Genomic DNA, 14098 nt, shown 5'->3' on the forward strand with positions numbered 1-14098 from the left:
TCACCTCTGTGATATACTCCCCGCTACAGTTTTTTCCTTCGTTCGGAGAGATCGTTTTGTATCAGGACACCCTTCTCGTTCGCCAGCTTGGGCTGCAGCCCTATGAGCCTGTCTCCCAGGCTATGCATGAATTTACTGACACACGCGACGAGAACACGCCGGATGAGATCTGGCTGGTAGAGCACCCCCCCGTATTTACCCAGGGTCAGGCGGGCAAAGCCGAGCATCTGTTGATGCCTGGCGATATTCCGGTTGTCCAGAGCGATCGTGGCGGGCAGATTACCTATCATGGGCCGGGTCAACAGGTGATGTATGTTCTGCTCAACCTGAAGCGCAGGAAGCTCGGCGTGCGTGAACTGGTGACGCTACTTGAACAGACGGTGGTCAATACGCTGGCTGAATTTGATATTGAAGCGCACCCGCGCGCAGACGCCCCGGGCGTGTATGTCGGCGAAATGAAAATATGTTCTCTCGGTCTGCGAATTCGTAAAGGGTGTTCTTTTCACGGTCTTGCCCTCAATATTAATATGGATCTTTCGCCTTTCCAGCGCATCAATCCTTGCGGTTATGCCGGGATGGAAATGGCGCAAATGCGCCAGTGGGTAGAGAACATTACGCCCGAAATCGTACAACCACATTTAGTTAACTCTTTTTTAGCGCTGCTAAACAATCCGCCGCATAAATATATCCCTGCTTAATGACTTTCCGCATTTGGCTCATTTATTTTATGAGCCACTCTTATTCCACTGCATTTATCCTTTACATTAATTCACAGATTCTATATTTTCAAAACACCCGCAACCTAACTGCGTATACGCGATCGCCTGCTTTCTACATCGACAGGGCCACCCGGTCGGTGCGATTATGCCTGCGCAAAAACCAGACAACCCCATGAGTTTACTTAACATTCTTAATTCCTTGAAACTGTTTAAGCATAACAATAAGCACATTATTTAAATTCAACTATTATTTATATTGTGAATACATACGGAGGGACAGCGTGGATAATAATAATCTTCCAGAAAAGCGCTTGAGCGATCCAGGCAGTGATGCAAAGCCACAAATTTTTCGGACTTTACGTAATATAGATCTTAATTTATTGACGATTTTTGAGGCCGTATATGTGCACAAAGGGATCGTTAATGCTGCGAAAATTCTGAATCTCACTCCCTCAGCAATTAGTCAGTCTATCCAGAAATTGCGCACCATTTTTCCCGACCCGCTGTTTATCCGTAAAGGCCAGGGCGTGACGCCTACCGCCTATGCCACGCATCTGCATGAATATATCAGTCAGGGGCTTGAATCCATCCTCGGGGCGCTGGATTTAACCGGCAGCTACGACAAGCAGCGAATCATCACCATTGGCACAACGCCAGCCATAGGCGCGCTGGTGATGCCCCTGATCTACCAGGCCGTGAAGACGCATGCGCCTCAGCTGATGTTACGCAATATCTCGGTTAATGACCCCGAAGCGCAGCTCAGCCAGTTTCAGACCGATCTGATCGTGGACAGCAACACCCTGAATGCCCGGGCCTTAAGCCGCCACGTGCTGTTTGCAGATAAGCTACTTCTGATCTGTCGCAAAGGGCATCCGGCGCTGCAGGAGGAAGTTACGGTTGAAAATCTGCAGCGCTACGAGCAAACGCTGCTGCTGATGGAGGGGCAAAACCTCAACGGGCTGCGACAGCGCGTTCAGGATATTTTCCCGGAACGTCTGGTGAATTTCAGCAGTTACAATATTTTTACCATTGCCGCCCTGGTTGGCAGTAGCGATCTGCTGGGTATCATCCCGGAGCGCCTGTTTAATATGGTGCGTCACTGCTGGCCGGTGGAACAGATCCCCTTCGCCCCGCTGAATGCCGAGTCCGTCGAAATCTCGCTGTATTACAATAAGCTGAGCATGCGCGACCCGGTGCTGGAAAATCTGATAAACGTTATCCGCCAGGCCTTTTAATCGGGGCCATCCCACGTAAAGTTGCGCAGAACCACGCAAAAAGCACTAAACAACAACTATTTTACAATTTGGCGACCGGGCAGGCTGCTTTATCGTCCGTATCAATGATATACTGCCTGTCGTTCGTTCAAAAATAGTTGATAAATACAACATTCCCTTGAATTGAAACGCTTTCCTTCGATTTTCGCAACTGGAAGACGCACGCTATGAGTAAACCCATTGTGATGGAACGCGGTGTTAAATACCGTGATGCCGATAAAATGGCCCTAATCCCGGTTAAAAACGTGGCTACGGAGCGCGAAGCGCTGTTAAGAAAACCGGCATGGATGAAAATTAAACTTCCGGCAGACTCTTCGCGTATTCAGGGAATCAAAGCGGCGATGCGCAAAAACGGCCTCCACTCCGTGTGTGAAGAGGCCTCCTGCCCGAACCTTGCCGAGTGCTTTAACCACGGTACCGCGACCTTCATGATCCTCGGCGCCATCTGTACCCGCCGTTGCCCGTTCTGTGACGTTGCCCATGGTCGTCCTGTCGCCCCGGATGCCAATGAACCGCAGAAACTGGCCCAGACTATCGCCGACATGGCATTACGCTATGTGGTTATTACCTCCGTTGACCGCGACGATCTGCGCGACGGCGGTGCTCAGCACTTTGCTGACTGTATTAATGCCATTCGTGAAAAGAGCCCGTCCATTAAGATTGAGACGCTGGTTCCTGACTTCCGTGGCCGTATGGACCGTGCGCTTGAGATCCTCAACGCCAATCCGCCAGACGTGTTTAACCACAACCTGGAAAACGTACCACGCCTCTATCGTCAGGTTCGCCCGGGCGCAGATTACAACTGGTCGCTGAAGCTGCTGGAGCGCTTTAAAGAAGCCCATCCGGATATCCCGACTAAATCAGGTCTGATGGTCGGTCTCGGTGAGACTAACGAAGAGATTGTTGAAGTGATGCGCGACCTGCGTCGCCACGGCGTCACCATGCTGACCCTGGGCCAGTATCTGCAGCCAAGCCGCCATCACCTGCCGGTGCAGCGTTACGTAAGCCCTGAAGAGTTTGACGAGATGAAAGCCGAAGCGATGGCGATGGGCTTTACCCATGCTGCCTGCGGTCCGTTCGTGCGTTCCTCTTACCATGCCGATATGCAGGCGAAAGGCGAAGAAGTGAAGTAAACCCGTCACAAAAGTTTACAGTTCCCCCATAAAAAAACCGGCTTACAGGCCGGTTTTTTTCTTTCAAAAGCCATATGGCAATTGCCGTTACTCTTTGTGAGAGAGTTTCTCGGCTGCGATATCCGCGTCGGCAGTTTTCTTCGCCGTTGCGTCATCGTCATTCATCGCCTTTTTAAAGCCTTTGATGGCAGCACCCAGGTCTCCGCCCAGCGTACGTAATTTTTTGGTACCAAACAGCAGGACAACCAGTGCGGCTACCACCAGCAATTTGGTAATACTAATTTCACCCATAGATACCTTCTTGACGTAAACAGGCTGCATTGCGCGCCTTAAAAACCCGACCTTATTAACGGTCATTTGACGCCCGCACACAATAGCAATCTGTAACAAGGTGAATCAAGCGTTGTTTAAAAAACTCACAATAATTGCGGCGGCGCGAAGCGTCGGTTGCGCAGAACCGGCAACTGCTGGCGCGTCTGGATGATACGCTCCCGGCTAATCTCTGCCAGCAGCAGCGCAGGCCCCTCGGCGGCTGCCGCTATCGTTACGCCAAGAGGATCGATTATGCGGCTCTGGCCGATATTCTTATTGCCGCACTCCCCTGCCGCTATCACATAGCAGGTGGTGTCCAGCGCCCGGGCTGCCAGCAGCGTAGACCAGTGGTGCTCCTTGAGCGGCCCTCTGACCCAGGCCGCAGGCAGGACCAGCACTTCTGCCCCCGCCAGCGCCAGGTTCAACGCCATCTCCGGAAAGCGCAGATCGTAGCAGGTCATTAATCCAAGATGGATGCCGTCGATTTCAATCAGCGGCGGTACAACCGAGCCAGCATCAACCAGTCTGGACTCCTGAATACTGAACGCATCATAAAGATGAAGTTTGGCGTACTGCTCAACGATCCTGCCGCCGCGCAGGGCAACAAGAGTATTAATCGCTCTGCCCGCAGTAGAAGGGACATGCACGGTCAGCACCGTGGTCAGGTTATTACGCGCGCTCTCCGCCAGCAGCAGCGTCAGAAAACTTCCGTCAAGCTGCTGGGCTGACTTCACGGAGAGGTCAGGATCGTTGTCGTCCCGCGCCAGCAGCGCTTCCGGCAGCACCAGCAATGATGCCCCCTGCTCTGCCGCCTGAGCCATCAGTGAAACGCAGGTTCCGGCATTTTTTTGCCAGTCCGCTGTTACTGCAAATTGTCCAACCGCAACGTACATATTTTCCCCCTGCATTAAACGGCGTTACACTCATAGCCCTTACACATCAAACAGCAGGTATTGTTCGTGTTTCAACTACTTTTAGCCGTTTTTATCGGTGGGGGCACAGGAAGCGTAGCGCGCTGGCTATTGAGCATGCGCTTTAATCCGCTTCATCAGCAGATCCCGTTCGGCACGCTGACAGCCAATCTCCTGGGCGCATTTATTATTGGCCTGGGGCTGGCGTGGTTCAACAGAATGACTCACATCGATCCGGTCTGGAAAGTATTGATCACCACCGGCTTCTGCGGCGGGCTGACCACCTTCTCGACATTTTCAGCAGAAGTGGTGTTTCTGTTACAGGATGGGCGGGCGGCATGGGCGCTGCTGAACATCGCCGTCAACCTGCTGGGCTCGCTAATGATGACCGCGCTCGCATTCTGGTTAATTTCTGCGGTTAACGCGCATTAAATACCCAGGCCTTAATGTTGGCTTAATTTTTCTCAGGCACCCTGTCACCACATACACTGAGGGGTGTCGCCATGAAAGAGAAAATAACAAGCGCGGGGATGGTATTGCTGAGCCTGGCGATCGTTGCCAGCTTTTTGAGACTGTACTTGTTCAGCTAAGACAAAACGAAAAAAACCCGCTCAATGAGCGGGTTTTGAAATTCTGGCTGTCTCGTCTGAATTACAGAGCGATTACGTTAGCAGCAGAAGGGCCTTTGGCACCGTTAGTGATTTCAAACTCAACGCGCTGACCTTCAGCCAGAGTTTTGAAACCATTGCTCTGGATTGCAGAGAAGTGTACGAACACGTCTTTGCTGCCATCTTCCGGAGTAATGAAACCGAATCCTTTGGACTCATTAAACCACTTAACGTTACCTTTAATCTTAGACATCAAAATTACCTTTACATGAAAATTGGACACAAATGCTGTGTCGGGTATCAGTACAACAATTGTGAGCGGTTTTGTCCAGCGCCTTTTTGAAGAAAAGTGACAAAAGTCGCGTTAAATTTTGCGCCCCAATTTTTATCCTTTACGATTCAACAACTGGCTATTAAATCGCCAGTACGTAAAGTTTTTTCAGTTAAAACTGGAACCGCATCCAGGCGAAGTAAACGTTACCGTTGTTATAGGTTCCGGGGATGTAGGTCATCTGGAAGGTCGCCGGACCATACCCTACGGAGGCCAGCGGCAGGGCAAGCGGAATGGGGATGTAATTCCAGTTATCGCGCGCCGTCACTGCGGCGGTAAAGCCAAGTCCCACATGGAAGTTATCATCGGCCAGCGGACGCCAGGTTTTCTCCCAGCCGTAGCCTGCAATGGGCTCCCATTTATTGTATGAGTCTTTGAACGCCATCGCGTAAAGGCCGTGCCAGTTCCCTTTTTCATCCCAGCGTGACTGACCGAAGCCAGCCCCCCACGGACGCTCGTTGTAGCGATCGGTCTTCTCTTTGTCGTAAGCAAAGCGGGCATGCCAGGTGATGGCGGGTACATAAAGATCGTAATGCTGGGGTTCTTCCCAGGTTTCAACCATATCGTTGTGGATAGTTTTGACCCAGGCTCTGAGAGGAGGTACGTCTTTAGCCGTTGCCGCAGTAGAAAAAGGTAACTGAGCAAAAATAAAAGAAAAAATAAGGACAGGCTTATTAAAAAATTTCACAATAAAATTACCATTCTCATATTCACTGCGTGTTCTTGCACAGAATAGATGAATGAAAATCTGACGGCATTGGCGTAAATCTTAATTATTAACTTGAATGGATAAGAATACTCCTGGTAATACAACACACGCTTAAGGAGTAATTAAGCGCTGATTAAGAAATATTATGTTGATGCAACAACTTATACAGCAAAGTACAGCTAACACCACTGCCGGTGGCCCGCCACCGCTGCCTTAGGGCATCGAGGCGGCTGTGCACTACCGTAGATGGACATGGAGGTATAAATCGGTTTCTTCAATGAATCATCATTTTATTAAATACAGCAGCATAATAATGCTGAACTATGCCATGCATTCTGAGCACGATAAATTCACAATTTATGCGGCGGAAAACAAAACATTAACTCGTCATCATGACACGTTTATCTAAGACATTTTAAACCTCAGCTAAACCAACACAAATATAATCTTTATTATGTCAGTAGCACTATTTTCAGCAACGCAATACCCTGCCTGTCCCCTGGTCATCCGCACCGAGCGACAAAGGCCCCGCAACAGGACCAACCAGCGCAGATAAATCGCGCAGCAGCAGCAAAATCGGGAGGAACGCCCCTTTAGTAGTAGATTTATTGATTTTAGTCAGCGAGGCCGGGCCATTATTTCGGCACATTTTGTCACCTTATTTTCATTGTTTATTTATCCTTTCGCTCTGGGGCGGCGGGAAACAGAGGGATCCATGCTAACGTTTATCGAGCTCCTGATCGGGGTGATAGTCATTGTCGGCGTCGCACGCTACATCATTAAAGGTTACTCCGCTACCGGGGTGCTGTTTGTCGGCGGTCTTGCCCTGCTGATCGTCAGCGCCCTGATGGGCCATAAGGTGCTTCCGTCCAGCGCCACCAGCACCGGTTATACGGCGACCGACATCATTGAGTACATCAAAATCCTGCTGATGAGCCGCGGTGGCGATCTGGGGATGATGATCATGATGCTCTGCGGGTTTGCCGCCTATATGACCCACATCGGCGCCAACGATATGGTGGTCAAGCTGGCCTCGAAGCCGCTGAGCTACATCAACTCCCCTTACCTGCTGATGATTGCCGCCTATTTCGTGGCCTGTCTGATGTCGCTGGCCGTCTCGTCGGCAACCGGCCTCGGCGTACTGCTGATGGCGACCCTGTTCCCGGTGATGGTCAACGTGGGGATCAGCCGCGGTGCGGCAGCGGCTATTTGTGCCTCTCCGGCGGCGATAATTCTCTCGCCTACCTCCGGTGACGTGGTGCTGGCCGCCAAAGCCGCCGAGATGCCGCTCATCGATTTCGCCTTTAAAACCACCCTGCCGATCTCGATTGCCGCCATTATCGGCATGGCGATTGCGCACTTCTTCTGGCAGCGCTACCTCGATAAAAAAGAGAACATCTCTCACGAGCGTCTCGACGTCAGCGAAATCACCACTACCGCCCCTTCCTTCTATGCCATTCTGCCGTTCACGCCGATTATCGGGGTACTGATTTTCGACGGCAAATGGGGCCCGGAGCTGCATATCATCACCATCCTGGTGCTCTGCATGCTGATTGCCGCGGTGCTGGAATTTGTGCGCGGCTTCAATACCCAGAAGGTCTTTAGCGGCCTGGAAGTGGCCTATCGCGGCATGGCGGACGCCTTCGCCGGCGTGGTCATGCTGCTGGTTGCGGCCGGGGTCTTTGCCCAGGGACTGAGCACCATCGGCTTTATCCAGAGCCTGATCTCGATTGCCACCTCCTTCGGTTCAGCAAGCATTATCCTGATGATGGTGCTGGTGGTGCTGACCATGCTGGCGGCGATGACCACCGGCTCCGGTAACGCGCCGTTCTATGCCTTTGTGGAGATGATCCCGAAGCTGGCGCACTCGTCCGGCATCAACCCGGCCTATCTCACCATCCCAATGCTGCAGGCCTCCAACCTGGGCCGTACCATCTCCCCGGTGTCCGGCGTGGTAGTCGCCGTGGCCGGGATGGCAAAAATCTCGCCGTTCGAAGTGGTGAAACGCACCTCTGTTCCGGTGCTGGTTGGGCTGGTCATCGTCATTATTGCCACTGAAGTGCTGGTGCCTGGCACCGCCGTGGGTTAAGCCATCCCACAGCATAAAGCGCCTGCGGGCGCTTTTTGTGCTTTAATAACTCCCAGCAATTTTTTGCTTACAACCATCAGGAATTGACATGTTCAGAAAGGATTTCGTTTTGCCTGTCAGCGCAACCGCAGTCGCGCTGTGCGCTTTGCCAGCCCTGGCAGCCCCGCTTCAGGCGACGCAATATGCAGATTTCGATCGCTACGTCCTGGCGCTCTCATGGCAGTCTGGTTTTTGCCAGAGCCTGCATGACCGCAACCGCGCAGCGCCGGACGAGTGTCGCCTGCAAAAAGAGCGTGACGACAAAACGACCATCCTCACCGTGCATGGCCTGTGGCCGGGCCTGCCGAAGTCTATCGCGGCCCGCGGCGTCGACGATCGTCGCTGGATGCGCTATGGCTGCGCAACCCGCCCCATCCCGAATATGCCGGAGGCAAAAGCCAGCCGTAAATGCGACGCCGCAGAGACCGGCCTGTCGCTGACCGGTGCCGCTAAGCTGAACGAGGTGATGCCCGGTGCAGGCGGTAACTCCTGCCTTGAGCGTTACGAATATGCCAAACACGGGGTCTGCTTCGGCTTCGATCCGGACGCCTATTTCGGCACCATGGTACGCATGAACCAGGAAGTGAAAGCCAGCCCGCTGGGGCAGTTCCTCGCAGAGAACTACGGCAAAACCGTCACCCGCAGCGCCTTCGATGCCGCGGTCGCCAGGAGCTGGGGGCCCGCCACGGTCAAAGCCGTTAAGCTCAGCTGCAGCGGCAACCCGGCGTATCTCACGGAGATGCAGATGTCGCTCACCGCGGCCAGCATCAACGCCCCGCTGGCCACAGCCTCATTTGCCCCGCAGCCGCATCCGGGCAACTGCGGGAAACAGTTTGTGATCGACAAAATCGGCTACTGAGGCCTTACCCTTTTCGCGCGTCCGGGCGGACCAGGTCAAAGCGTTGATCCTCGCTAATGGCGAAGTACGCCGTCGGGCCACCGGCGCGCAGCACCGGCTGCGCTTTCGCCGTCTGATAGATCCCCTCATGCAGCAGGCTTTCGTCAATGTGGATCCCCACCACTTCCCCCAGCACCAGCCAGGTATCGACCGGCGCGCCGCTGGCGGCAGTAAGCTGGATACACTGCGACAGGCGGCACTCAAAGTTGACCGGACTTTCGGCAACGCGCGGCACCTTCACCAGCCGGCTTTCGGCCTTGGTCAGCCCGGCACGCAGAAACTCATCCTCACCGTGCTGCAGGCTGGCCGAGGTCTCATTCATGGCGCTGGCCAGATCGCGGGTAGTGAGATTCCAGACAAACTCTTTGGTCTCGACAATATTGCGCACGCTGTCTTTCCAGCCCGAGCTGGCAAAGCCAATGATTGGCGGGTGGTAGTTAAAACAGTTGAAGAAGCTGTAAGGCGCCAGATTGGGGCGTCCTTCAGGATCGCATGACGCAATCCAGCCAATCGGACGTGGACCAACAATGGCGTTTAAAGGATCGTGCGGCAGGCCGTGTCCCTGGGAAGGTTGGTAGAAGTACATAGCGCTCTCTGGTTAGGTTCATGATTCACACCGGCAGGCACGGATTACGCTTCGCTCATCCCCCTGCCCCAAGAGGATCAGCGTAACGCAATCCGTAGAAAAGTAAGACTGAATTAGGTGCTACAGTCTTCGTTGTTCTGCTGTTATGGGTGTGTCACGCTACATAACCTGCGCATTAGAAGGATAATCCAAATTTCAGAAGGATCACTTTTTTCGCTTGAATTTCATACTATCGACCCAGCTGATGCCCCCGGACTACATCCACGCCATGAATGTGACAACCATCACTTCAAACCCGGGCGCAGACTCAGTATTATCAGGGGTAGTTAAACCCTCGCTACCGGATGGCGAGGGTTTTCTTTTGGCATCTCTTCTGCGGCTGTCGCAGCATTAACGACATGGAGTAAATAATGTCCAGACCCACAATTATCATTAACGAACTCGATGCTGAACGTATCGACCGCCTGCTGGAGCAACCGGCCTTTGCATCGCTGCCCATCGCGGATGCGCTGAACGCAGAACTGGATCGCGCCCAGATGTGCGCTCCGCAGGACATGCCGTCCGACGTGGTGACCATGAACAGCAAGGTGAAGTTTCGCGATCTGACCAACGGCGAAGTGCGCACCCGCACGCTGGTTTACCCGGCGCAGATGACCGACAGCAGCACGCAGCTGTCGGTGCTGGCGCCGGTGGGTGCCGCGTTGATTGGACTGCGTACCGGCGATACCATCCACTGGGAGCTGCCGGGCGGTACCGCCACGCATCTGGAGGTGCTGGAACTGCTCTGGCAGCCTGAAGCGGCGGGCGAATACCTGCGCTAATCCCATCTGAATAAGCGTTTAAGCGCTTTACCCAGAGGATGCCCGGGCATCCTCTTTCCGTTCTCTTTCATTACAAAAGCGTGTCCCCAGGCACAGGGTTAACCAGTCCTGTAACCCGATCTTTTGCCGCTTCCGCGCTTTGCGCACCGGGCACCAGAATGATTTTCCGGCAATCCTCCTGACGTTTTTCAAAGATCTCGTAGCCGCGAGCCGCCTCTTCAAACGGCATATAGTGGGTAACGATCTCTTCGGGTTTCAGCAGCCCTTTCTCAATTAATGGCAACAGCTCACCAAGCCAGGCGTGAACGTTGGTTTGCCCCATCTTGAAGGTGAGCCCTTTGTCGAAGGCATCGCCAAACAGAAAACCGTGAATAAATCCGGCATAGACGCCCGGCACGCTGACAATCCCGCCGCGCCGCACCGCCGCGATACACTGCCGCAGGGCCTTGCCGCTGCTGCCTTCGAGCTTGAGGTTGGTTAATACCGTTTCCGTGGTGCTCCCTTTCGCCTCAAAGCCTACCGCGTCGATCACCGCGTCCACGCCGCGATTCCCGGCGGTCTGCTCGATGATCTTCTCGGCGGGGTCCTCGTCGCGATCAAAGTTGATGGGGATAGCGCCGTAACGCATCTCGGCGAAACGCAGCCGGTAATCGTGGTGATCGACAATAAACAGCTGCTCGGCGCCCAGGTAGCGCGCGCAGGCAAGGGTCAACAGCCCCACCGGCCCGGCACCAAATACCGCCACGCTGCTGCCCCGGGTGATCTGGGCATTTTTGGCCGCCTGCCAGGCGGTAGGCAGGATATCGGAGAGGAACAGCGCTTTATCGTCTGAAAGCACCGGCGGCACTTTAAAGGGGCCAACGTTGCCTTTTGGCACGCGAACATACTCCGCCTGGCCGCCGGGCACCCCGCCATAAAGATGGCTGTAGCCAAACAGCGCCGCCGGGGCCGGGATCTGCTTTTTATTCAGGGCCGCGCCCTGCCCGGTGTTAGTGCTTTCACAGGCGGCATACTGCTGCATGCGGCAGAAGAAACAGTCGCCGCAGGCAATAACAAAGGGGATCACCACCCGGTCGCCCTTGCTCAGGTTTTTGACCTCTCGTCCGGTCTCCACCACTTCGCCCATAAATTCATGCCCGAAGATATCGCCATGTTTTACCTTCGGTATCTTCCCGCGATAGAGGTGCAGGTCAGAACCGCAGATCGCGGTTGCGGTGATGCGCAGAATGATATCATCAGCCTGTTCGATGGCCGGATCGGGTACCGTTTCAACTTTAACGCTGTGTGGACCGTGGTACGTCAATGCTTTCATTTGACCTCCGGTTTCAGAGAAAAAAGACGGGTTTACCTTCAAAGGGTAGCTATCGCCGGGGATATACAGGGGAAATGGACGGCTTTGGGAATAATCCTGGCAAGGAAGCGATGCGGCAAAACGCCAGCAAACGAAGCGATATTAAAAAGTGTCACCGAGGTATCAGAATCTATTTATATTTTGTGTTTGAATGGATTAAGCGTAAATAACAGGGAGAAACGGGTATGTACCAGACGATTATTATGCCGGTGGATGTTTTTGAGATGGAGTTGAGCGACAAGGCGATTCGCCACGCTGAATTCCTCGCGCAGCAGGATGGCATTATTCACTTACTGCATGTATTACCGGGCTCTGCCACCTTCGGGTTGCATCGCTTCGCCGCCGATATGCGCCGCTTCGAAGAGCATATCGAGCAGGAAGCGAAGACCCGGCTGCAGACCATGGTCAGCCATTTCAGCATCGATCCCTCACGGATCCGCACCCATGTCTGTTTTGGTAACGTGCGCGACGTGGTCAACGAGGTGGCCAGCGAGCTGAAAGCCGATATCGTGGTGATCGGGTCACGTAACCCGTCCATCTCCACCCATCTGCTGGGCTCGAACGCCTCTAACGTCATCCGCCACGCCTACATTCCGGTGCTGGTGGTGAGATAAAAAAAGAGGCTACCCCAGGGTAGCCTCTTCACATTGCAGGTGTTGTCTTACGTTCTTATGCTGTTTTGGTACGAATCAGATGATCAAAGGCGCTCAGTGACGCTTTCGCCCCTTCGCCGGTAGCGATGATAATCTGTTTGTACGGCACGGTGGTGCAGTCGCCCGCCGCAAATACGCCCTTCACGCTGGTTTCACATTTGGCATCAATGATGATCTCGCCCATGCGGTTGCGCTCAATCGCGCCTTCCAGCCAGGTGGTGTTTGGCAGCAGACCAATCTGTACGAAGATCCCGGCCAGTGGCACACTGTGCACATCGCCGCTCACGCGGTCGCGGTACTCAAGCCCGGTCACTTTGCTGCCGTCGCCTTTCACTTCGGTCGTCTGCGCGTTCAGGATGATATCGACGTTCTTCAGGCTGCGTACTTTATCCTGCAGGACCCGATCGGCCTTCATCTCCGGCGCAAACTCCAGCAGCGTGACGTGCTCAACGATACCGGCGAGGTCGATAGCCGCTTCCACACCTGAGTTGCCCCCACCGATGACCGCCACGCGCTTGCCTTTAAACAGCGGGCCGTCGCAGTGCGGGCAGTAGGTCACCCCTTTGGTGCGATACTGATCTTCACCAGGCACGTTCATATTGCGCCATTTGGCGCCGGTGGCAATGATCACGCTGCGCGCTTTCAGCACTGCGCCAGACGCGGTTTCAATCTGATGGAAGCCGCCTTCCTGCGCCGCAGGCACCAGTTTGCTGGCGCTCTGGCTGTCGATCACATCCACTTCATATTCGCTGACGTGCGCTTTCAGGGCGCCAGCCAGTTTCTGGCCTTCGGTTTTCGGTACGGAGATGTAGTTTTCAATGTCCACCGTATCCAGTACCTGACCGCCAAAGCGCTCGCCCATCAGACCGGTGCGAATACCTTTACGGGCGGAGTAAACCGCAGCCGCCGCCCCCGCAGGACCAGAACCGACAATCAGCACGTCATAGGCATCACGCTTGTTCAGCTCTTCTGCGGCACGTTTTTCTGCGCCGGTATCCACTTTGGCGACGATTTCTGCCAGCGTCATACGACCCTGACCAAACTCTTTACCGTTCACAAAGACCGCCGGAACGCCCATCACGTTGCGATCGGTGATTTCGTTCTGGAACACGCCGCCGTCAATAGCGGTGTGTTTGATGCGCGGGTTCAGTACCGCCATCAGGTTCAGCGCCTGCACCACGTCCGGGCAGTTATGGCATGAGAGCGAGTAATAGGTTTCGAACTCAAAATCACCGTCCAGGTCGCGGATCTGCGTAAGCAGTGCCTGCGCCTCTTTTGACGGATGGCCACCGGTCCACAGCAGTGCCAGCACCAGTGAGGTAAATTCGTGGCCCAGTGGGGAACCGGCAAAGCGCGGACCCTGAGTGGAGCCTGGGTTGGTGATCAGGAAAGAAGGTTTGCGCACAGCAAGACCGTTATCTTCCTTAAAAGTGACCTTTTCAGACAGGTCGGCGATTTCCGCCAGCAGTTCCTTGATTTCTGCCGATTTAGCGCTGTCGTCCAGCGTGGCAATCAGCTCAACAGGTTTGGTCAGCTTCTCAAGGTAGGCTTTGAGCTGGGTTTTCATATTTGTGTCGAGCATTATTCATCTCCTGCTTAAAAAACATCATCATGCAAGCGGCCTTATCCGGGCTGCCTGAATGCAACTTGCATCATGGTGTTGA

General features: G+C 54.1%; 15 protein-coding genes. 8 read left to right on the forward strand and 7 right to left on the reverse strand.

Annotation, left to right across the window (positions count from 1 at the left end; all coding sequences use genetic code 11):
* Positions 1–56 precede the first annotated feature (56 nt).
* The 3 genes from lipB to lipA all read left to right on the forward strand — a co-directional run bounded on the left by lipB (position 57) and on the right by lipA (position 3126).
* On the forward strand, positions 57–698 hold the full coding sequence (gene lipB, locus FFB58_RS08485) for a lipoyl(octanoyl) transferase LipB (protein WP_039031367.1): 642 nt from the start codon (positions 57–59) through the stop codon (positions 696–698).
* A 302-nt stretch (positions 699–1000) separates the two neighbouring features.
* Positions 1001–1954, forward strand: a complete 954-nt coding sequence (locus tag FFB58_RS08490) for a YbeF family transcriptional regulator (protein WP_039031368.1) — start codon at positions 1001–1003, stop codon at positions 1952–1954.
* A 206-nt stretch (positions 1955–2160) separates the two neighbouring features.
* Positions 2161–3126, forward strand: coding sequence for a lipoyl synthase (gene lipA / locus FFB58_RS08495; RefSeq protein WP_138369603.1), 966 nt, complete (start codon positions 2161–2163; stop codon positions 3124–3126).
* Between the two features lie 87 nt (positions 3127–3213).
* On the opposite strand, the gene tatE is transcribed toward lipA, so the two are convergent.
* Complete coding sequence (gene tatE, locus FFB58_RS08500; RefSeq protein WP_039031370.1) at positions 3214–3417, reverse strand: twin-arginine translocase subunit TatE; 204 nt, start codon at positions 3415–3417, stop codon at positions 3214–3216.
* 125 nt (positions 3418–3542) lie between these two features.
* On the reverse strand, positions 3543–4331 hold the full coding sequence (locus FFB58_RS08505) for a deaminated glutathione amidase (RefSeq protein WP_138369604.1): 789 nt from the start codon (positions 4329–4331) through the stop codon (positions 3543–3545).
* 66 nt (positions 4332–4397) lie between these two features.
* Here FFB58_RS08505 and crcB point away from each other — a divergent pair, with 66 nt between their 5' ends.
* On the forward strand, positions 4398–4781 hold the full coding sequence (gene crcB, locus FFB58_RS08510) for a fluoride efflux transporter CrcB (protein ID WP_039031372.1): 384 nt from the start codon (positions 4398–4400) through the stop codon (positions 4779–4781).
* Between the two features lie 219 nt (positions 4782–5000).
* On the opposite strand, the gene cspE is transcribed toward crcB, so the two are convergent.
* Positions 5001–5210, reverse strand: a complete 210-nt coding sequence (gene cspE / locus FFB58_RS08515) for a transcription antiterminator/RNA stability regulator CspE (RefSeq protein WP_002439184.1) — start codon at positions 5208–5210, stop codon at positions 5001–5003.
* 190 nt (positions 5211–5400) lie between these two features.
* Complete coding sequence (gene pagP / locus FFB58_RS08520) at positions 5401–5976, reverse strand: lipid IV(A) palmitoyltransferase PagP (protein ID WP_039031373.1); 576 nt, start codon at positions 5974–5976, stop codon at positions 5401–5403.
* Positions 5977–6712: 736 nt separating this feature from the next.
* Between pagP and dcuC the strand changes: the two genes are divergently transcribed.
* Positions 6713–8086 carry an anaerobic C4-dicarboxylate transporter DcuC gene (gene dcuC, locus FFB58_RS08525; protein ID WP_039031374.1) on the forward strand — a complete coding sequence of 458 codons (1374 nt, stop codon included), beginning with the start codon at positions 6713–6715 and terminating at the stop codon, positions 8084–8086.
* Positions 8087–8174: 88 nt separating this feature from the next.
* Positions 8175–8984 (forward strand): ribonuclease I, encoded by an 810-nt coding sequence (rna, locus tag FFB58_RS08530; RefSeq protein ID WP_138369605.1) that lies wholly within the window; start codon positions 8175–8177, stop codon positions 8982–8984.
* Positions 8985–8988: 4 nt separating this feature from the next.
* Here rna and FFB58_RS08535 read toward each other — a convergent pair whose 3' ends face one another.
* A complete protein-coding gene (locus tag FFB58_RS08535) occupies positions 8989–9609 on the reverse strand; it encodes a flavin reductase family protein (protein WP_138369606.1) in 621 nt (206 codons plus the stop codon).
* A 410-nt stretch (positions 9610–10019) separates the two neighbouring features.
* On the opposite strand from FFB58_RS08535, the gene rnk reads away from it, so the two are divergent.
* Positions 10020–10430, forward strand: coding sequence for a nucleoside diphosphate kinase regulator (gene rnk / locus FFB58_RS08540; RefSeq protein WP_039031377.1), 411 nt, complete (start codon positions 10020–10022; stop codon positions 10428–10430).
* A 70-nt stretch (positions 10431–10500) separates the two neighbouring features.
* On the opposite strand, the gene FFB58_RS08545 is transcribed toward rnk, so the two are convergent.
* Entirely contained in the window at positions 10501–11742 is a 1242-nt protein-coding gene (locus FFB58_RS08545) for a zinc-dependent alcohol dehydrogenase (protein WP_039031378.1), read from the reverse strand.
* A 224-nt stretch (positions 11743–11966) separates the two neighbouring features.
* On the opposite strand from FFB58_RS08545, the gene uspG reads away from it, so the two are divergent.
* Positions 11967–12395: a universal stress protein UspG gene (gene uspG / locus FFB58_RS08550; protein ID WP_138369607.1), complete on the forward strand. Its 429-nt coding sequence runs from the start codon at positions 11967–11969 to the stop codon at positions 12393–12395.
* A 55-nt stretch (positions 12396–12450) separates the two neighbouring features.
* On the opposite strand, the gene ahpF is transcribed toward uspG, so the two are convergent.
* On the reverse strand, positions 12451–14016 hold the full coding sequence (gene ahpF, locus FFB58_RS08555) for an alkyl hydroperoxide reductase subunit F (protein ID WP_138369608.1): 1566 nt from the start codon (positions 14014–14016) through the stop codon (positions 12451–12453).
* Positions 14017–14098: the final 82 nt, after the last annotated feature.

Origin of the sequence: Enterobacter sp. MF024 (genome assembly GCF_005843915.1) — a bacterium.
In the GTDB taxonomy this organism is placed as follows: domain Bacteria; phylum Pseudomonadota; class Gammaproteobacteria; order Enterobacterales; family Enterobacteriaceae; genus Enterobacter; species Enterobacter barmai.

What these genes read in the sequence shown, in the direction of transcription:
- lipA (WP_138369603.1), top strand. Translation starts at nt 2,161, where the DNA reads ATGAGTAAACCCATTGTGATGGAACGCGGTGTTAAATACCGTGATGCC.
- tatE (WP_039031370.1), bottom strand. Translation starts at nt 3,417, where the DNA reads ATGGGTGAAATTAGTATTACCAAATTGCTGGTGGTAGCCGCACTGGTT.
- FFB58_RS08505 (WP_138369604.1), bottom strand. Translation starts at nt 4,331, where the DNA reads ATGTACGTTGCGGTTGGACAATTTGCAGTAACAGCGGACTGGCAAAAA.
- cspE (WP_002439184.1), bottom strand. Translation starts at nt 5,210, where the DNA reads ATGTCTAAGATTAAAGGTAACGTTAAGTGGTTTAATGAGTCCAAAGGA.
- dcuC (WP_039031374.1), top strand. Translation starts at nt 6,713, where the DNA reads ATGCTAACGTTTATCGAGCTCCTGATCGGGGTGATAGTCATTGTCGGC.
- rna (WP_138369605.1), top strand. Translation starts at nt 8,175, where the DNA reads ATGTTCAGAAAGGATTTCGTTTTGCCTGTCAGCGCAACCGCAGTCGCG.
- FFB58_RS08535 (WP_138369606.1), bottom strand. Translation starts at nt 9,609, where the DNA reads ATGTACTTCTACCAACCTTCCCAGGGACACGGCCTGCCGCACGATCCT.
- rnk (WP_039031377.1), top strand. Translation starts at nt 10,020, where the DNA reads ATGTCCAGACCCACAATTATCATTAACGAACTCGATGCTGAACGTATC.
- FFB58_RS08545 (WP_039031378.1), bottom strand. Translation starts at nt 11,742, where the DNA reads ATGAAAGCATTGACGTACCACGGTCCACACAGCGTTAAAGTTGAAACG.
- uspG (WP_138369607.1), top strand. Translation starts at nt 11,967, where the DNA reads ATGTACCAGACGATTATTATGCCGGTGGATGTTTTTGAGATGGAGTTG.
- ahpF (WP_138369608.1), bottom strand. Translation starts at nt 14,016, where the DNA reads ATGCTCGACACAAATATGAAAACCCAGCTCAAAGCCTACCTTGAGAAG.